Origin of the sequence: Azospirillum brasilense (assembly GCF_005222205.1) — a bacterium.
In the GTDB taxonomy this organism is placed as follows: domain Bacteria; phylum Pseudomonadota; class Alphaproteobacteria; order Azospirillales; family Azospirillaceae; genus Azospirillum; species Azospirillum brasilense_G.
The window spans coordinates 15997-33948 of record NZ_CP032345.1; the positions used below are offsets into that span (position 1 = coordinate 15997).

Sequence of the window (17952 nt, forward strand, 5' to 3'; positions counted from 1 at the left end):
CTTCAGTTGCGCAGGTACGGCGCGCTTCCCTTCAATGCGGTGGCTTTCGGCGGAATTGCCCGGTGGCCGCGGAAGACAGGGTGCGGAGGGTTCATGGGTGTCATTACGTGGAGGCGGCAGCTCAGCGTCGGCCAGCCGTCCATCGATGAAGATCACAAGCACCTGATCGAGTATCTGAACGAACTGGACGCCGCGCTGAATTCGCGCAGCTTCATGCCGGTGCGCGTCGCCAAGATCCTCATGAAACTGCTGGAATACACCCAGCAGCACTTCGCCCGCGAAGAAAAGATCATGCAGGCCGTGCATTACCCGAAGTTCGAGGAGCATGTCCGCCAGCACCACGAGGCGGTGCGGACCTTGAGCGAATTGTCCGCGGTCTTCACGCGGGACCCGACGCATCAGAACGCCGAGCGGATCTACACCTTCACGGCGAACTGGCTGGTCCACCACATCATCATGCAGGACACGCAGCTGACGCCCTACGTGCGGGGCGTCTGGGTGTGAGGGCCGGGCCGGCCGTCACAAGAAGGCGCTGCGCCGCCGGCCGGCGGCGTTCTCCCAGGCCCATTCGACGACGAGGCTGAGCAGCCGCTCCAGCGTCGGGCGCACCTGACGCGCCGACTCCTCGCGGAAGCCGAAAGGCGCCTCCTCGTCCATGTAGGTGACCTGCGACAATTCGAGCTGGATGGAGTGGATGTTGTCGGCGGGGTTGCCGTAGCGGCGGGTGATGAAGCCGCCCTTGAAGCGCCCGTTCTGCACCGAGGAAAAGCGCCCGGTGGCGGTGAGCACGTTCATGACCCGGCCGACCAGCGCCGGCGAGGCGCTGCCCCCTTCCGCTGTGCCCAGGCTGAAGTCCTGGATCTGCCCGTCGAAGAAGCGCGGCACGCGCGACCGGATGGAATGGGCATCGAACAGCACCGCCACGCCGAAGCGTTCCTTCAGCGCCTGAAGCTCGCCGTTGAGCTGCTCGTGATAGGGGCGCCAATAGGCGCCGATCCGCCGCCGCACCTCCGCCGTGTCCGGCTCCCGCCCCGGCCGGTAAACCGGCTGGTGATCGAAGGTGGTGAGGGGACAGAGTTCGGTGCTGCTGGCGCCGGGGGTGGGAAGGGCGTTGTCGGGATCGCGGTTGAGGTCGATCACGTAGCGCGAGAGGATGGGCTTCAGGAAACCGATGCCCAGCGCCGGGGCGAAGTGATACAGCCGGTCGAGATGCCAGTCGGTGTCCGGCACCGCCAGGGCGGAGTCGGTCATGGTGGCCGCGATGTCCGGCGGCACGACGGTGCCGACGTGCGGGATGCTGAGCAGGACGGGGGTTTCCCCCGGCTGGAAGCGGAACGTCTCCATGCCAACACCCTTTGTTTCCTGGCCCGATTCTTTAGGCCATTCGTGCAACAACGGTTTGATGCGCCGCAGCATGATCGGAACTATGCGGCGCAACCGGCATGGCGGTCAATCCTATTGCGTATTTGTTATAAAGGCTTCAACGGGTTGTGGCGGTCGATGCCGCCGCAACCGGAACCGCCTCACGCCTCCAGGTCACCCTCGCTCTCTTCCGCCACATGGTCGACCATGTCGGAGAGGACGCGCCGGATGTGCTCGTCGGTGATCAGGTAGAAGACGCGGTTGCCGCGCCGTTCCGCCTGGATAAGCCGTCCCGCCCGCAACAGGCGGAGGTGATGGCTGACCAGCGACGGCGACAGGCCCAGCGCCGCCGCCATGTCGCCGACCGAGGTCGAGGTGTCCAGGCAGGCCAGGATGATGCGCAGACGGCTTGGGTCGCTCATCAGGCGGAACATGTCGGCCAGTTCGGTGGTCTGGTCTTCGGACAGGCGGAGATGCGCCGGCTTGTCCTTTGGTGCTGACCCTTTTTGCATGCCGCGTTGATTCCCGCTCGTAAGGTTTTTATCGGTGGTTGCCGCTCTTACAAAGTATAGGTCGGCGGCCGCGTCAATCCCATAGGTCGGCGAAGCGGTGCCCGAAGTCGCCGGGCGGCGGCATCTTACGTACGGCCTATCGCTCGCCTGTTGACCTTGGACGGAGGCTCGGGAACAATTCGGCCACAAGCACGACGGTCTGGGACAAGGCCGCACAGGACGCCTTCAACGATCGAATCAATGATCGGCAACGGTCGAACGAACGACCGAAACGGGCAGGATCGAGGGGGAGGACCGCCATGACGTCGCGCCGACAGGTTCTGCTTCCGCTTGCGCTGGCCCCGGTGGCCGGCTGGGCGATCTGGGCCAGCAACGCCAGAGAACCCACCCATTCCGCGGGCCCGTTCCATCTGCCGCTGGACGACACCACGGCCCTCTGGCGGGATCTGGTGCAGGTCCGCATGGAAGGACCGTCCGCCAACCCGGTCTTCCCGACCCGCGTCAAGGCGTTGGAGGGTAAGCTGGTGACGGTGCGCGGCTTCATGGTGCCGCTGAGCGACGCGCCGGCCCACAACCGCTTCATACTCGCCGCCAACCCCGTTTCCTGCCCGGCCTGCCACCGGCCCGGCCCCTCCACCATGCTGTATGTCCACAGCCAGATCCCGGTTCGCGATTCGCAGGCGCCGGTGCTGATGACCGGCACGTTGCGGCTGAATCCTCTTGAGGGTTTGTTCTACCGTCTCGACCGTGCCGAGCTGCGTTACGCCTGATCGTTGCGGGTCTCATCGGCCGTTCCTTTTTTCGCTGTGTCGTGAAACCCTGCCTCCTGTGCGGGTCGGAGCGGTGGTGGGGAACGCATGGCCGGAGAGGGCGTGGCGCTGCGGCGCGCCATCGGGGTGTTCCTGGCGCTCGCGCTGTATGGCCTGCTGAGCGCGCCGGCCCCGGCGGAGATCCGGATGGCCGAAGCGGCGATTGGCGCGCTGCTGGTTCAGGGCGTCGGTCTGTCGCGTCCGCTGTCCGTGGCGACGGGAGACGCGTTGCTGGCGCGCGATTCGGCGCCGTGGGAGATGCCCGCTGTGCTGGCGCTGGCGGTGCTGTTGTGGTGCCCGCTGATGCGCGGCGTTTGGTTGGACTGGGCGCCGGGCGACATGGTGCGCGATGTCGTGCCGCTTCTTTACCTTTTCCTCCCCGTCCTGTTGGTGCCGATGCTGCGCGCCGCTCCCGATCGGGCGGCGGGGCTGCTGGCCGGCGGTCTGGCCGTGGCCGGTGTCGGCTTCGCCTTGCGTTGGTGGAAGCAGGCGGATTGGGGGTTCGGCGCCGTCGGGGTTCGGGCCATGGCGGATGGCGGCGTCTATTTGCTGAACGCGCCATCGGTCCTGTTCGCCGCCATCGCCTTGCCGGCTTTCGGAATCGGCATGCTGATGCATGGCGGGTGGCCGCGCCGTGCCGCCGGCGTGGTGGCGATGCTGGGCGGCCTTCTCTGTCTGGCCGCTCTGGCCGGGGCGGTGCACCGGATGGCGCTCGGACTCGCCGTCGTCGCCTTCACGGCGCTCGGGCTGTGGTGGCTGCGCCGGGCGCCGCTCGCCGGGGTGGGGGCGGGCTTGGCGGCGTTGCTGTTGGTGACGCTCTTTCACGACGCTCTGTTCGGCGCGTTCGGGCAGGTGGCCGAGAAAACCCGGCTGGCCGGAGCGAACACCCGATGGGAGGAGGCGGAGGCCGCGCTCGGGCAGGCCCTGTCCTCCCCGGTCGCTTTTCTGTTCGGGCAGGGGTGGGGGGCGCTTCTCGCCAACCCGGCGGTGGGCGGTTGGCGGGTGTCCTACACCCACACGCTGGCGACCTACGCCCTCGCCAAAACCGGGGTGGTCGGCCTGTGCGCCCTGGTCGCGTATCTGGGCGGGCTTGCGCCGCGCGCGCTGGCTCTTCTCCGTTCCGACCCCGTGCTCGGCTGGGCGGTGGCGGCGCCGCTGCTGATGGCGCTCGGTCTGCACACGAGTTTCAAGTACCTCGATACGGGTCTGCTGCTCACCCTGGCGGCGCTGGCGTCGGAGCGCGGGAAGCGGTTGCCGGAGCGCTGATGGAAATGCATACTTATGCGTGTTTCATCAAGGCGAATGTCCTTCCATCATGGATTCACCATCCATTCTGTTCGTCAACCGCGTGTTTCCTCCGGACAAAGGGGCGACCGGGCGTTGCGTGTCCGATCTGGCCGAGCGGATGGCGGCGATGGGGTGGCGGGTCACGGTGGTCGCGGACGGCTCCGGCCCCAGTGCCGCGCCGCCCGGCGTCACCGTGCACCGCACCGGTGGAGGACGGCCGCCGCAAGCAAGCGGGGCTCCCGCGGACGCGCGGCCGGCGGCCCGCGGCTATCTGGCCGCCGCGGCGCGGCTGATCCATCGGGCGTTGCGCCTGCCGCGTCACGACGTCGTGGTGACCATGACCGACCCGCCGCTGCTGGCGTGCGCCGGGCCGCTGATCGCCGCGCGCCACGGCGCGGCGGCCCTTCACTGGAGCCAGGATGTGTTTCCGGCGTTGCTGCCGGTTCTCGGCGTCCGCTTGCCCGACCCGTTGATGCGGTGGGTCGACCGGGCCAGCGCCCAGGCCCTTCGCCGGCAGGACGCGGTGGTGGCCATCGGGCGCTGCATGGCCGGGCGTCTGGCGGCGGCGGGGGTGCCGGCCGAACGGATCACCGTTCTGCCCAACTGGCCCGATCCGCGCATCCGGCCGGTGCCGCGGGCGGAGAATCCGTTCCGGCAGGAGCTTGGGTTGGGCGACCGTTTCACCGTGGCCTATTCCGGGAACATGGGATTGGCCCACCCGATGGACGCCGTGCTGGACGCGGCGACGCTGCTGGCGCGCAGCGACCCCGCCGTTGCGATTCTGCTGATCGGTGAAGGGCGGCGGCGGGCAGCGGTGGCGGAGGCGGTGGAGCGGCGGGGGCTGAGGAACGTCCGGCTGCTGCCGCTCCAGCCGCCGGACCGGCTGGCCGAAAGCCTGTCCGCCGCGGATCTGCACCTGGCGACGATGGACCCGCGCGCGGAGGGGCTGCTGGTGCCCAGCAAGGTGGCCGGCGCGCTGGCGGCGGGCCGGCCCTGCCTGTTCCTGGGGCCGGCGGGCAGCGAGGCGGCCACCATGCTGGACGGTTGCGGTCAAAGGCTGGCGCCCGACGACGCGGTGGGGCTGGCCGCCGCGGTCCGCCGCTACGCCGGCGATCCGGACCTGTGCGCGGCGCAGGGCGCTCGGGCGCTGTTCGTCGCCTCGGCCTGGGACGCCGCTGCGGCGGCGCGGCGCTTCTCGACGTTGGCGGACGGGCTGCGCCGGACAAAGCTGCGGGGCGTGTCTGCGCTGCCCGGGCGGAGCCTGCCGCATGCCTGACGGGATGCCGCGGCGCCACTCCCCGCTGGAGTTCGACGCGGTGGAGTCGGGTCGACGGCTGCGCCGGTTCCTGCGGACGCTGCGGGGAGGCTGGCCGATCCTGCTCATTGGGACGGCGCTGGGGGTCGCGGCGTCGGTGACCGCCTTGCGGCTGGTCGTGCCCCAATACACCGCCGTGATGGTGATCGGGCCGACCGCCCGCGTCGGTGCGGCGGCCATGGGAGCGCGGCTGCCCGTTCTGATCGGCCGGGAGGCCGCCGCCGCCGCGTCGGAACCCGGCCCGGGGGACGAAATCCTCTCGGACTTCGCGCGCTACCTCCAGCTTTTCACCTCGATCCCGGTGGCGGAGCGGATGATGGCCGATCCTCAGCTGCTGCGCGGCCTGTTTCCCGATCGCTGGGACGAGGCGGCGGGGAGCTGGCGTCCGGCGCCCGGCCCCTTGGCGTCCGCCAAGCGGCTGTTCCTCGCGCTCGTCGGCCGGTCGGATTGGGTGGAGCCCGATGCCGAGCGGGTGGCGAGCGCGCTTCGTGATCGGTTGACCGTCGATATGGTGGGCAGCGGGCCGATGCGGCGGCTACGGCTGCGGCACGCCGACCGCGCCATGGCGCTGCGGATTCTGTCGAGCGCGGCCCAGGCGACCGACGCCCATCTGCGGGCGGAGGCGTCCCGGCGCAGCGCCGCGCAGATCGCCCACGTCCGCGCCCGTCTGGCCGGGATCACCGTGGCGGAGCACCGCCGCGCCCTTGCCGACCTGCTGTCCGAGCAGGAGCGGATCGCCATGATGATCGAGGTCGATCTGCCGCTGGCCGCTGACGCCATCGAGCCGCCGGCCGCGCCCCAGCGCCCGGACTGGCCGAACCCTCTGATGGTCGTTCCGATGGCGGCGTTGGCTGGTCTTATGGCCGGGGCGGTCGCCGTCAGCCTGCGGCGCCTGTGGCGCGCCGGCGGCGAGGCATCCCCGTGATCCCCGTGTCGGTCGTGGTGATGACCCGCAACGAGGCGGTCAATCTTCCCCACTGCCTGCCCGCGCTGGAGCGGTTCGCCGAACGCTTCGTGGTCGACAGCGGGAGCACCGATGGCACGCCGGCGATCGCCGAGGCGGCGGGAGCGCGGGTGGTGCCCTTCCGCTGGGATGGCCGGTACCCAAAGAAGAAGCAATGGTGCCTGGACCATCTGCCGTTTCGCCAGGACTGGGTCCTGTTCGTCGATGCCGACGAGCGACTCGGCAATGCCCTGGTGGAGGAGATCGCCGCGTTGATGGCCGCAGGGCCGCGGTATGACGGCTACCTGATCAACGGCCGTCCCGTGTTCCTCGGCCGTCGGCTGCGCTTCGGCGCGGGCAACCGGAAGCTCGCCCTGTTCGACCGCAGGAAAGCGCGCTTCCCATCGGTGCCCGATCTGGATGTCGCCACCATGTGGGAGGTGGAGGGGCATTACCAGCCGGTGATCGCCGGCAGGGTGGGACGGTTGCGGAACGGCCTGGACCACGCCGACGACAAGCCGGTCGCGGCTTGGTTGGAACGGCACGCCCGCTACGCTGATTGGGAAGCGGCGCTGCGTTCGGATGGACGGATGACGAACCTGATCGCGCTGGAGTCCGGAGTGCGGCGGTGGCTGAAGATCGGCCTCGACCGGTTGCCGGCCCGTCCGCTTCTGATCTTTCTGTACGGGTACGTTTTGCGGCTGGGCTTTCTGGACGGCGGTCCCGGCTTCCAGCACGCGCTGGCGCGGGCCTTCTACTATTGGCAGATCGGCGTGAAGATCGCGGACGCGAGGCGACGGGCCGCTTCACCCGCGTCCACCGATGACTGAGGGGGTGCGGGCGGAGCCGTGCCTTACACCGCCTCGTCCAGAGCGCGCTCCCCGCCCAGCGCCTTCAGGAGGTCGAAGGTCCGCTTGCGCACGGAGGGGTCTTCGATGCGGTAGTAGGCCCGCACCAGCTCCAGGGTCTCGCGGCGGGCCATCGACTCGAATTCTTCCGTTTCGGACGGCGGAAGATCGGCCGACGGGGTGGCGATGTGCTCCGGCGACGGCATGTCTTCGAAGAAGTAGCTGACCGGGACGCCCAGGACCTGCGACAGGTTGAACAGACGGCTGGCGCTGATGCGGTTGGATCCGCGTTCGTACTTCTGGAGCTGCTGGAAGGTGATCCCCACGGCCTCGCCCAGCTTCTCCTGGCTGAGACCGAGCAGGGTCCGGCGCAGACGGAGCCGGGCGCCGACATGGATGTCGATCGGGTTTGGTCCCTCGCCACGGCGTGAGAGCGTGTGGGCGGGTGATAGCTTGGATTTCGTGGCACTCATAATAGACCCTCAGTATGGAGGTGGTTCGCGCCACCAGGGAAATTGGTTAGTTCAGAAAGTAAATTCTATGCAACTTTTCGTGCGCATCAATAGCTAGATGCGTAAAACAGTCGCCAAAGCTTATGAAAGAAATGATCGTTCATTTGGTGAGAAACGATATTTCGCGTAAAGCCATGGAATTGTCTGGCGCAGGGTAAGGGCAAGCCATTGTAATGCCCACAATGTTGCGTTGGTTGTATAGCCGACCCCAAGCAGCTCGCGGCGGATGATCGCCTGCTCCCGGCGCCCGCGCGCCGGGTCCTGCTGCGACCGCCCGCCTCCGGCGAAAATGCATACCGAAAGTGGCAAGCGCTGCGCCCGCGGCCCTTGCTTGAGCATGGTCAGCGTGAAGGCGTAATCGGCGGCAAGACCATGGCGCGGATCGAATCGCGGGGCGGGCGACTCGCCCAAGCGGTAGACCATGGCTTGGTGGTGCGTGAACATGCCCAGCAGGGCGCGGCGGTGCGACCGTGCCCGCTTCACCACGAGGCGTCCGCCTGGCAGCTCCTCCAACGCGTCCCCATAGAACAGACCGGCGTCCGGATGTTCGGCCAGGATGGGAAGCAGCCGCTCCAGAACCCGGCCGTCGGCCAGCCGGTCGCCGGCGTTGAGGAACAGGACGTGGCTGCAGGGGGCGTTCCCAGGGGCATTGTCAGGTGGCGACCGTTCGGCGATGGCATCCAGGGCGATGTTCATGGCGTCGTACAGGCCGCGGTCGGGCGATGAGCGCCACCACGCCGCCTCGTCGGCGTGGCGGGCCAGCCAGCGGGCCGTGCCGTCGCTGGAGCCTCCGTCCGCCACGAACCAGTCGTAGGCCGCCGCGGTCTGGGCGCGCAGGCTGGCGCGGGTGGCGAGCAGCCCGGGCAGGTCGTCGCGGACCACGGTGACCACGGCCAGCCGCACCGTCCCCGCCCCGCCCGTCATTCGGAGATCACCGCGATGGCCGCCGCCGAAATGGCGAGCTGGCCGAGGATGGTTCCCATGTTCTTGGAGAACTCCATGAGGTCGAATGGTTTCGGATCGCGCGGCACCACGATGGACGAACCGGGCAGGATCGCCGTGACCGTGTGGTTCCAGGAGGACAGGGACAGCGGCTGCGCCCGCCCGTCCGGCAGAACCAGGAAGATCCGGGCGTCGTCGGCGTTGCGGCTCGTTCCGCCGGCGTCCCGCAGATAGGCGTCGGCGGTCTTGCCGCTGACGAACTGGGCGGCGGTCGGGTGCAGGACCTCCCCGGTCACGGTGACGGTCAGCGGCCGTTTCGGGATCAGGATGCGGTCGTCCGGCTCCAGCAGCACATCCAATTCCGGTCGTTGGCGCAGCACCTGGGGGTCCGCCTCGACGACGATGCGGCCCAGCGGTTCGACGCCGCGCAGCTGGGTGGCGAGCTGCCGGGCCAGCCCAACCACGTCGGAGCGCGCGGCCTCGCCCTTCTCGACCTCCTGCACCATCCAGCGCTCCAGGTCGCGGGCCTGCTGGTCGAACCAGGCGCGCTCGCGCTTGCGCTCGCTGTCGCGCAGGAAGCTGGTCCCGGCGGGATAGGCGTCCTCCGTCAGGCCGCCGGCCCGGTCGATCAGCGAGGACAGCGTCTCGCCGCGCACCACGTCGTAGCGGCCGGGGCGGCGCACCGCGCCGGAGATGGTGACCGCGCGCGCCTCCAGCGCTTGCGGCACCGGATTGACGCGCAGGCTGTCGCCCGGATGCAGCGCCGTCCGGGCGGACGCCCCGTCGCGGAGGTCCAAACGGCGGCGCTGGCCGGCGCCGGTGGTGATCTCCAGGCTGGTGGGATCGGCGGTCGCGGCGGGGCCGCCGGCGGTTGCCAGCAGCGCTTCGACCGTCGCCGTGTCCGCCACGGGATAGGTGCCGGGAAGGCGCACCGCGCCCCGCACCTGCACGCCGCGTTCCCGCACCAGGGCCGCGACGTCGTCGGGAAGGGGCGGTTCGGCGTCGGCCGGCGTCGCTTCGCTCCGGGCGTCCTTGTCCGCAGGGGCGGTCAGCGCACGGACATCGGCGGCGGAGAGCAGGCGCACCCGGTCGCCGTCGGCGAGCGCGCGGTTGGCCTGACCGGAGGCCACCTCCTGCGGTGAAAACGGAAGCAGACGGCGGGCGAGGGTGCGGCGGTCGAAGCGCTCGATGACGCCCAGCAGGGGATAGACATCCCGTTTCAGGGCGTCTCCCCCGGTCAGCGCGTCGCGCAGCGTGGCGCCCCCCGCCAAAGGACGAACGCCGGGACGGCGGGCATGGCCGGTCAACTCGTAGACGGGGTCGTCCGGTTCCACGATGGTTCCAGCCGTCGGACGGCGTGGCGACGCCCCGCCGACGGGGGGCGCATAAACGCCGGGCTCCCGCCCGCCGGCGGCAATCGCCAGCTCCGCGGCACCGCCCCGCCCGGTGGAGGGATAGAAACCGGGACGCGGCACCCCTCCCATCAACAGAACGGAATGCTCCAGGGCGAAGACGAGCAGATCGGGAACGGCTTCGAACAGGGGCGGGCAGGGGGTGCGCGCGCCGGTGAGCCCCGCCGCCGCCCGTGCCTGGGGCCCTTCGGCGAGCGGCCCGTCCGGCTGCGCCGTCAAGGCGCGGGCCAGCACCACCAGGCCGCGGCACGCGTCCGGGGCCGGCGCGCGCGCGCCGCGCAGCAACTCCAGAACCGGTTCGGAGGTCAGGAAATCCACGTCGTCCGCGCCCAGAACGTAAAGGGTGTCGCCCTCGGCCAGAGGGCGGCGGTCGCGGCCGCCGAGCACCGCTCCCAGGTCGATCGGCTGCAGGACGCGCGCGCGGCTCACCGGGCTGGTCGACGCGAGCACCGCGAAGGGGAAATAGGGCGCCGGTCCCAGGTCCGCCGCCGAGACCAGCGTCGCGATGGTCGGGGTCCGTTCCAGCGCCCGTGGGCCGGGGCGCAGGACATGGCCGTCCAGACGCAGATCGCCGCGCCGGTCCTCCCGGCGGGGGGCGAGCAGCAGCAGGTCGCCGTCGCCCAGCCGGGCGGCGTCCGTGTCGGACAGGTCCTCGGCTTGCTCCTCGCCGTTGGGGCCGATGGCGTAACGGAGCGCCCGATGCGCGCCGGGCCGCAGGAGACCGCCGGCCATCTCCTTCGCGACGGCGACCGGAAGGCGCTCCTGCCCGGGAGGAAGCTCGTAGACACCGGGGCGCTTCAGCGGACCGGCCAGCGCCACGGTGGGGCCGATCGGCGGCACGAAGACGCGGTCGCCGTCGCGCAGGCGGAGACCCGCGTTCGCGCCGTCCCCGGTCATGAACAGGTCGTACAGGTCGACGGGCAGGCCGGTGGATGGGATCCCTCCGGTGGCTTGGGCGCGGAACAGGCGGATGCGGCGCAGCGACCCGCCGCGGGTGACGCCGCCCACGGCGGTCAGCGCGTCGATCAGCGTGGCGAAGGCTCCCACCTCCTGCCGGCCCGGACGCGCCACGGCGCCGGTCACCAGCACGCCGATCCGCCGGATTTCGGTCACCGAGACATACACCTCGGTGTCGGGAAAGGAGGCGGTGACGGCGCTCGCCAGTTCGACGCGCAGATCCGCCAGTGTCAGGCCTTGCGCCACGACCGGCCGAACGTCGTCCGCGGTGAGCAACCCGGCCGCGTCGACGACATACCGCTTGCTGGAGGATTTCTGACCGCGCAGGGTCACCAGGAGTTCGTCGCCCGGACCCAGCGTGTAATCGGCCTGCACGCCGCCTGAACCGTCGCGCCGCGGGGGTTGCTCGCCGAACTGGTCGTAACCGAATTGGAGGAGGACCGAACCCGCCCGTTCGCTGTACGCGGTCTCGATCGGCGACAGGGACCCCGGGAGCGGAGCGGGTTTCACGGGCGACGAGGCCGGACCGCGGGCCTGGGACGCCGTGGGGAGGGGTTCGGCAGCCGATGCGGCGAGCCCCCAGATGATCAGCGCCGTCAATGGCGCCAAAAGAGAGAGGATTCTGCGCAAGAATTCACACATGGATTGTGGTGGCGCCGTATCCCGGCACCATGCTGGTCATCCAATCCGGGCGCTATGAATACTATTGCGTGTGATGCCGTGAAAAGGCAACGGCCAAGCTGCGTTGCCGTTCCGTCCGGCGGCGTGTAGACTGCGTGGCATCGCGTGGAGCGCGCAGGAGCCGCGGGCCATGGTTGCCGGTGTATCGTCCAGTGGAATTTACGGCGTGCCGCTCCTGCGGCCCGCTCAGACGGGGCGTGACCGGAGCCAGGGCGGCGTTCAGGACACCGGTCAGGCCGGCACGGGTCGCAACGTCGCCGGCCAGCCGGGCACGCTGACCGACGATCAGCAGCGGCAGGTCGAGGAACTCAAGCGCATCGACGCCAGCGTCCGCCAGCACGAGGCGGCGCATCAGGCAGCCGGCGGTCCCCACGCCGGTGCCGCCTCCTTCACCTTCACCCGCGGGCCGGACGGCAAGAACTACGCGACCGCCGGCGAAGTCCAGGTGGATGCCGGCGCGGAGAGCGATCCCGAAGCCACCGTCCGCAAGATGGACACGGTCAAGGCGGCGGCCCTGGCGCCATCCGACCCGTCCGCGCAGGACCTCCGCGTCGCCCAGCAGGCCGATGCCGCGAAGATGCAGGCGCAGCAGGAGGTGCGGCGGAAGGGGGCGGAGACGGGCGCGCGGAGCGGAGGCTCCCCCGATGAGCAGGACCGTGGGCGTGAGGGCGCGCCGTCAGGCGACACCGCCGCGCCGGCGCTGGCGGCGCGGGGGACGGCGGCTTATGCGTCGGCCTCCGGCATCGGCCGGCGCATCGGCACCACCGGCATCATGGTCTGACGCCGGGTTGCCCCCCTATCCTCAGCGGCGGACGGGGGACTCGCCGTCGAGGGTCAGCAGCGGGCCGTAAAGCTCCGGCCGCCGGTCGCGGAAGATTCCCCAGGACGCGCGCTGGGCGGCGATGCGGTCCAGGTCGAAGCTGGCGGTCAGGACCGTCTCGCTCTCCCGGTCGGCCTGGGCGACCAGTTCCCCGGTCGGCCCGGCGATGAAGGAGGACCCGTAGAAGGTGATTCCGCAGGTCTCGCCCTCTTCGCGCCCGATGCGGTTGGAGGCGACCAGCGGCATCAGGTTGGCGCCGGCGTGGCCCTGCATGACCCGCGTCCAGTGGGCTTGGCTGTCCAGTGACCCGTCCTGGGGCTCGGACCCGATGGCGGTGGGGTAGAACAGGATCTCCGCGCCCTTCAGCGCCATGGCGCGGGCCGATTCGGGAAACCACTGGTCCCAGCAGATCGCGCAGCCGATGGCGGCGTAGCGGGTCTTGTAGACCTGGAATCCGGTTTCGCCTGGGTTGAAGTAGTATTTTTCCTGGTAGCCGGGGCCGTCCGGGATGTGGGACTTGCGGTAGACGCCGAGCACCGTGCCGTCCGCGTCGATCATCGCCAGCGAGTTGTAATACGCGTTCCGCGCCCGCTCGAAAAAACTGGTGGGGATGACCACGGACAGTTCACGGGCGAGCGCGCTCATCCGCGCGATCACCGGATGATCCTCGGCGGGGTGGGCGAGGGCGAACAGCTCCTGCTTCTGGTCCTTGCAGAAATAGGGCGTTTCGAACAGTTCCTGGGGGAGGATGATCTGGGCGCCGCGCGCCGCCGCTTCGCGCACGAGGCGTTCCACGCCGTTCACATTGGCGTCGCGGTCCCAACCGCAGGCCATCTGGGTCGCCGCGACGGTGACGGTGCGTCCGGTGGTGGGGCGCATGGGCTGATGCTCCTGTGCTTTTGCGTGGCGCTGTGCCGTGTTAATGGGCGGACGGCCGGGTGCGCAACCCCATCTCCGCCCTGTCACAAACCTTTCAAGAACATAAGCCTTTCAAGATCACAAACCTTCAGGGTCGCGATTCTTCCAGGGTCATGGACCGATCGGATTGTTCATATTCCGGAGTCGGACGACCTCTCCGCCCGTCCGTTGCCGGCGGGCGGGGGAAAAGGTGAAGGTCATACGCACAAATACGAAAAAACATCCTTCAGGGATCGCGCGATGGTTATGCGACATATTATTGCATGCTCGCGAAATTTATATCCGCAATCTCTTTGCGATTTTTCCGATGATGGATATGATCGGCTAAGTTGATTTCACCCGTCGGTTCTGCTCGCTGCGCCGCAGCGCGGCCCGACGGACGTCTGCCGAGAGATTGTCGTCATGCATGGGCGTTTCAAGAGACAGAAACCCATGGTCGCCGAACCGCAGGGGGAGGATTCCGACGCGCTCCCCCAGTGCGGCGCGATCTTGCCGCGGGCCGTGCGGGAGACGCATCGCGCCATCGCACGCACGCTGCAAATCCGCATCGCCGATCATGGTGTCAGCATGGGGCAATGGTATTTTCTGCGCGCCCTGTGGGAAGAAGACGGGCTGACCCAGCGTGAATTGAGTCAGCGTGTCGGCATGATGGAACCGACCACCGTCACCGCGTTGAACAATCTGGAGCGGTGCGATCTCGTTCAGCGGGTGCGCAACCCTCACGACCGGCGCAAGGTGAACATCTACCTGACACCGAAGGGCAAGGCTCTGCGGGCCGACATCCTGCCCTGCGTCGAGGAGATCGAGGAGACCGCCATCCAGGGCATTTCCCCGGACGAACTGGCGCTGACCGTCAGCGTGTTGCGCCGCGTGTCCGCGAATCTCGGCGGCCTGCCGCCCATCGGCGGAGACGATGATCTGGGATGATGGATTTTGCGGCGGCCGTCCTCCGTGCGCCGGCTGTTCCGATCAATCGTCCAGATCGGGCGGTGGCGGCAGGCTGGCGCCAGTCAGGTTGGCGCCGGTGAAGCGCGCGTCGCGGATGTTCGCGTCGCTCAGAATGGCCCCCGTCAGGTCGGCGCTGGAGAAGTCGCAGCCGGCCAGATTCGCCCCACGCATGTTGGTGCGGATGCAGGAGGCCCCGGCGAAGGTGCTGCCGGTGAGATTGGCCGCCCACAGCCGCCCGGTCGGTCGGCCGTCCGGGCCCTTGATGTCGACCCAGCCGATTCCCGCCCCGTCGAACCGCGCGCCGGTCAGGTTGGTGCCGCGGAGCGTCGCCCCGTCGAGGATGGCGCCGCTGAAATCGCTGCCGGTCAGGTCGGCGGCGGAGATGTCGCACATGATGAGCAGGGAATCGCGCATCTTGGCACCGACCAGCCGCACCCCGCGCAGATTGGCGCCGGACAGATTTACGCCGTGAAGGTCGATGTGCGACAGGTCCGCCCCGCTGAGGTCGGCGCGTGAGCCCATGGCGCCGTTGGTGTTGATCCAGGTGTAATGGTTGTGCAGGGCTTCTTGGATCTGGATCGAGAAATTCTCGGCGGAGCGCGCCATGTTGGCGCCCGTGGTGTCGGCTCCGGCAAGGTCCGCCCCCTCCATCTTCGCGCCCTGGAGGTCGGCGTTGCGCAGGTTGGCGCCGGCCAGCACGGCGCCGTTCAGGTTGGCGTCGCGCAGGATCGCGCCCTGGAGATTGACGCCGGACAGGTTGCAGCCGCGCAGGTCGGCGCGGGCGAGGTTGCAGTTCTTCATGGTCGAGCGCATCAACGTGGCTCCGGCCATCAGCGCGCCTTCGCAATCCGCCCCGTTCATCGACACGTCGGTCAGGTCGGCGCCGGACAGGTTGGCGTTCGACATCATCGCGTCGTCCATGTCGCTGCCGGACAGGTCGGAGCGCACGAAGTCCAGCCCCTTGCTGCCGTTTGCTCCGTTTCCGCCGTACAGCAGCGCGCCGCCGCGCAGGTCGGCCTCCTTCAGGATGGCGCGTTTCAGCTTGGCGCCGCGCATGTGGGCGCCGCGCAGATCCGCCCGGTAGAAATTGCAGCCGGTCAGGTCGGCCTTGGTCAAATGGGCGGCGAACAGGTCGGCGTGGCTGAGATTCGCGTTGGACAGGTCGCAATGGGCCATGTTGGCCCCCGACAGCTTGCCCTGCGTCAGCTCCACCCCGGCGAGGTTCGATCCCTCCAGGTTGGTCATGGTCAGGTTGGCGCGCGTGCCGCCCGACCGGTTCTTCAGCCAACGCTCGTGCTTTTCCAGCACGGCGACCAACTCATGTGGCGTCATGACCCCGTCCGACAATCGGCCCCTCCCGGCACAGCGCAGGGTTCGGGGCGCGGTTACTCCAGCGCGTTAGCAGTGTCATAAGATAATCTGGTTTAATTGTTAACATGCGGCTCCATGGCCGGTCGCGAGACGATGCCAAACCGGCGCGGTGGGGCAATGGATCGACGGGAGGGGGCGAATGACCGGCGGACACACGGTGGCGGCCTTCGATGCCGAACTGGCGCGTCTGCACCGGATCATCGTGACGATGGGGCGGCGGGTGGAGAGCCAGTTCGCCGCCGCTCTGTAAGCCATCGCGGAGCGGAACGCCGCCAAAGCCGCACGGGTGGTCGAGGCGGATGCCGAGATCGACCGTTTGGAATTGGAACTGGAGTTGCAGAGCGTCCGATTGCTGGCCCTATGTCAACCGATGGCCAAGGATTTGCGCGACATGTCGCCTCTCAAGATCGCCTCCCATCTGGAGCGGATGGGCGACTTCACAAGTTCGGTGGCCAAGCGCGCGGTCACGCTGGCGGCCTATGACGGACAGGATGCCGAGCGGGCGATGGCCGTCAGCAACCGGGATGGTCAGGCCGATGCCGCCTACACCAGCCTGTTTCGCGCAATCCTGACCTATATGATGGAGTCGCCGGCGCAGATCACCGGCTGCACCCACCTGCTGTTCGTGGCGAAGTCGATCGAGAGCGCCGGGGATAACGCCACGAACAGGGCTGAAAACATCCGCTGCATCGTTCAGGGGCGCCTGCCGTCCGAGGAGCGGAGCAAAGGCGACACTCAGCAGCGTCACGGTGGTGGAGTAAGGAATAGGGGGCGCGCGGCGCGCCCCTCACTTTGCTGGGCGGTCGTGGCGCATCAATGCTTGGGGCGCCAGCCGCTGCCGTCCGGTTCGAAACGCCGCCGGACCGCGGCCCAGGCGACCTTGTGGGCCAGCCTCTCGCGCTGCATGGCCTGACGCGCTTCCGGCGAGCGGCAGGCTTGCCATGTGTGATTGAAAGCCGACCGGTAAATGTCCTGGGCGGGGAGCGGCAGGCACCGCTTCACCGATTCGGGCAGTTCGGTGTTTCTGCGGAAGGTCATCGGGCGTTCCTCCGGCTTATGATTGCTTTGTTGCCTCCAGTATAGCCGCCATTCCCCGTGAGTTCGTAGGGCTTTTTCCCGCGCCGGTGGAGGTAGGCGGTCTCGGTGAGACGCCTAGGCCGAAAGACCGAATGTGTGAAAACCGAAAGGTCGGATGCATGAAAAAAGCCCTTCCCCAGTCGATGGGGAAGGGCTTTTCCGGAACCCAAGCGGCGTTGCGAAGACCCGTTCTGCTGGCCTGTCTTACGGCGTGCGGCGTGCGGTGCGGTGCGCCGGGATCGGGATCGGCCGGATCGCCTGCTCTTCGCGGCGGCTGGCCGACATGTCGATCTCGATGCGGGCCAGGGCCTTGCGCAGCTCGTGCACCGCTTCCGACAGCGTCTGGATCGACGCTTCGCCAGGCTGCTGGCGCCAGCCGCGGTAGGCGTTCAGGCAACCTCGCGCGGTGTCGCGCAGCCGCGCCTCGACGGCGTCGACCGGCGGCGGGTTGGTGCCGGCCGGGCGGCTTCCATCCGCCGCGGCGGGCTGGGGAGCGGCTTGGGCGGGGCCTGCCGTCGGCTGGACCGGAGCCGGCTGGACCGGGGCCGGCTGTGCCGCCGGTTGCGGCTCTGGACGGTTGAGGCGCAGGGTTTCGGTCTGAGCCGGAGCCGATGCCGGGGCCGGCGCGGGTTGGGCCGCCGCCGGAGCCGCCGCCGCCGGAGCGGGGGCCGGAGCCGTGGTCTGGGGGGCCTGCGCAGGGGCAGGGGCCGCGGAGCGGCGCGCCGGCTTGGCCGGTGCCGGAGCTTCCGGGGCGGCGGCCGGAGCGGCAACCGAAGCGGGAGGCGGCTCTTCCGCCAACGCGTCGCCGGCCGGCGCTTCCGCCGCGGCGGCGTCGCTGACGGCGCCCTCTTCGACCGGCGCGTCCTTCTCGCCGGCGGCCTCAGCCTTGCGGATGATGTAGGAAATGGCGCTCGGCGTGCATTCGAACTCACGCGCGATCGCCGACAGGGTAACGCCGGAACGGTAACGCTCAAGAATCTGAGGCCACGCCGACTGGGGGATTCGTCCGCGCTTCTTCGGAGCCTCCGGTTCGGACCCGGTTTCTGCGTTCATTATGTCGCTCGGTTGCCAAAGTGAATTTTGAGTCATGCGTACGCTGCTTGGGCCGTATCGCGCGCCTTCTGACGCAGCGGCACGCGGGCGCGTGCACGGGCTTCACGTCAGGAGCCGTTTTTGCGTGCGATGTTGTCGGTACGGATGAATATCGGGAACTTGCTGGGAAAATGCCAGAAGAACTT

The 17952-nt window shown here is 69.0% G+C and carries 18 protein-coding genes; 9 read left to right on the forward strand and 9 right to left on the reverse strand.

The genetic code is table 11. From position 1 onward, the window contains the following. Positions 1 to 93: 93 nt before the first annotated feature. Complete coding sequence (locus tag D3869_RS00085) at positions 94 to 504, forward strand: bacteriohemerythrin (protein ID WP_038528038.1); 411 nt, start codon at positions 94 to 96, stop codon at positions 502 to 504. A 15-nt stretch (positions 505 to 519) separates the two neighbouring features. Here the strand turns inward: D3869_RS00085 and hutG are convergent, their stop codons facing one another. Beyond that, the gene (hutG, locus tag D3869_RS00090) at positions 520 to 1344 is read right to left on the reverse strand and encodes an N-formylglutamate deformylase (RefSeq protein ID WP_137138446.1); all 825 of its coding nucleotides are present in this window, start codon (positions 1342 to 1344) and stop codon (positions 520 to 522) included. A 179-nt stretch (positions 1345 to 1523) separates the two neighbouring features. Then, on the reverse strand, positions 1524 to 1874 hold the full coding sequence (locus tag D3869_RS00095; RefSeq protein WP_014240322.1) for an ArsR/SmtB family transcription factor: 351 nt from the start codon (positions 1872 to 1874) through the stop codon (positions 1524 to 1526). A 299-nt stretch (positions 1875 to 2173) separates the two neighbouring features. Here D3869_RS00095 and D3869_RS00100 point away from each other — a divergent pair, with 299 nt between their 5' ends. From D3869_RS00100 to D3869_RS00120, 5 genes are all read left to right on the forward strand, one after another. Continuing rightward, positions 2174 to 2644, forward strand: a complete 471-nt coding sequence (locus tag D3869_RS00100; RefSeq protein ID WP_137138447.1) for a DUF3299 domain-containing protein — start codon at positions 2174 to 2176, stop codon at positions 2642 to 2644. A gap of 87 nt (positions 2645 to 2731) precedes the next feature. After that, positions 2732 to 3949: a hypothetical protein gene (locus D3869_RS00105; protein WP_247895658.1), complete on the forward strand. Its 1218-nt coding sequence runs from the start codon at positions 2732 to 2734 to the stop codon at positions 3947 to 3949. Between the two features lie 49 nt (positions 3950 to 3998). Next, complete coding sequence (locus tag D3869_RS00110; RefSeq protein ID WP_137138448.1) at positions 3999 to 5246, forward strand: glycosyltransferase family 4 protein; 1248 nt, start codon at positions 3999 to 4001, stop codon at positions 5244 to 5246. Next, positions 5239 to 6210 (forward strand): hypothetical protein, encoded by a 972-nt coding sequence (locus D3869_RS00115; RefSeq protein WP_247895659.1) that lies wholly within the window; start codon positions 5239 to 5241, stop codon positions 6208 to 6210. Before D3869_RS00110 ends, D3869_RS00115 begins: the two co-directional genes overlap by 8 nt. Continuing rightward, complete coding sequence (locus D3869_RS00120; protein ID WP_137138449.1) at positions 6207 to 7058, forward strand: glycosyltransferase family 2 protein; 852 nt, start codon at positions 6207 to 6209, stop codon at positions 7056 to 7058. The genes D3869_RS00115 and D3869_RS00120 overlap by 4 nt, the downstream gene beginning before the upstream one ends. 23 nt (positions 7059 to 7081) lie before the next feature. Here the strand turns inward: D3869_RS00120 and D3869_RS00125 are convergent, their stop codons facing one another. The 3 genes from D3869_RS00125 to D3869_RS00135 form a co-directional block, all read right to left on the reverse strand. Further along, positions 7082 to 7549 (reverse strand): helix-turn-helix domain-containing protein, encoded by a 468-nt coding sequence (locus D3869_RS00125; RefSeq protein ID WP_137138450.1) that lies wholly within the window; start codon positions 7547 to 7549, stop codon positions 7082 to 7084. Positions 7550 to 7669: 120 nt separating this feature from the next. After that, positions 7670 to 8512, reverse strand: coding sequence for a glycosyltransferase (locus D3869_RS00130; RefSeq protein WP_137138451.1), 843 nt, complete (start codon positions 8510 to 8512; stop codon positions 7670 to 7672). Next, entirely contained in the window at positions 8509 to 11274 is a 2766-nt protein-coding gene (locus tag D3869_RS00135) for an SLBB domain-containing protein (RefSeq protein ID WP_247895660.1), read from the reverse strand. The genes D3869_RS00130 and D3869_RS00135 overlap by 4 nt, the downstream gene beginning before the upstream one ends. Positions 11275 to 11710: 436 nt before the next feature. Here D3869_RS00135 and D3869_RS34360 point away from each other — a divergent pair, with 436 nt between their 5' ends. Then, on the forward strand, positions 11711 to 12361 hold the full coding sequence (locus tag D3869_RS34360) for a putative metalloprotease CJM1_0395 family protein (protein ID WP_137138453.1): 651 nt from the start codon (positions 11711 to 11713) through the stop codon (positions 12359 to 12361). Between the two features lie 21 nt (positions 12362 to 12382). On the opposite strand, the gene aguB is transcribed toward D3869_RS34360, so the two are convergent. Continuing rightward, positions 12383 to 13279, reverse strand: coding sequence for an N-carbamoylputrescine amidase (aguB, locus tag D3869_RS00145; protein ID WP_137138454.1), 897 nt, complete (start codon positions 13277 to 13279; stop codon positions 12383 to 12385). Between the two features lie 471 nt (positions 13280 to 13750). Here aguB and D3869_RS00150 point away from each other — a divergent pair, with 471 nt between their 5' ends. Then, positions 13751 to 14245, forward strand: coding sequence for a MarR family winged helix-turn-helix transcriptional regulator (locus D3869_RS00150; RefSeq protein WP_247895661.1), 495 nt, complete (start codon positions 13751 to 13753; stop codon positions 14243 to 14245). 42 nt (positions 14246 to 14287) lie between these two features. On the opposite strand, the gene D3869_RS00155 is transcribed toward D3869_RS00150, so the two are convergent. Continuing rightward, on the reverse strand, positions 14288 to 15598 hold the full coding sequence (locus D3869_RS00155) for a pentapeptide repeat-containing protein (RefSeq protein ID WP_137138456.1): 1311 nt from the start codon (positions 15596 to 15598) through the stop codon (positions 14288 to 14290). A gap of 325 nt (positions 15599 to 15923) precedes the next feature. Between D3869_RS00155 and D3869_RS00160 the strand changes: the two genes are divergently transcribed. Further along, positions 15924 to 16550, forward strand: a complete 627-nt coding sequence (locus D3869_RS00160; RefSeq protein ID WP_247895662.1) for a phosphate signaling complex PhoU family protein — start codon at positions 15924 to 15926, stop codon at positions 16548 to 16550. Here the strand turns inward: D3869_RS00160 and D3869_RS34685 are convergent. Both D3869_RS34685 and D3869_RS00170 read right to left on the reverse strand, forming a co-directional pair. Then, positions 16451 to 16675: a ChaB family protein gene (locus D3869_RS34685; protein ID WP_109068311.1), complete on the reverse strand. Its 225-nt coding sequence runs from the start codon at positions 16673 to 16675 to the stop codon at positions 16451 to 16453. The genes D3869_RS00160 and D3869_RS34685 overlap by 100 nt on opposite strands. A 243-nt stretch (positions 16676 to 16918) precedes the next feature. Then, positions 16919 to 17767, reverse strand: coding sequence for a helix-turn-helix domain-containing protein (locus D3869_RS00170; protein ID WP_137138457.1), 849 nt, complete (start codon positions 17765 to 17767; stop codon positions 16919 to 16921). Between the last annotated feature and the right edge of the window lie 185 nt (positions 17768 to 17952).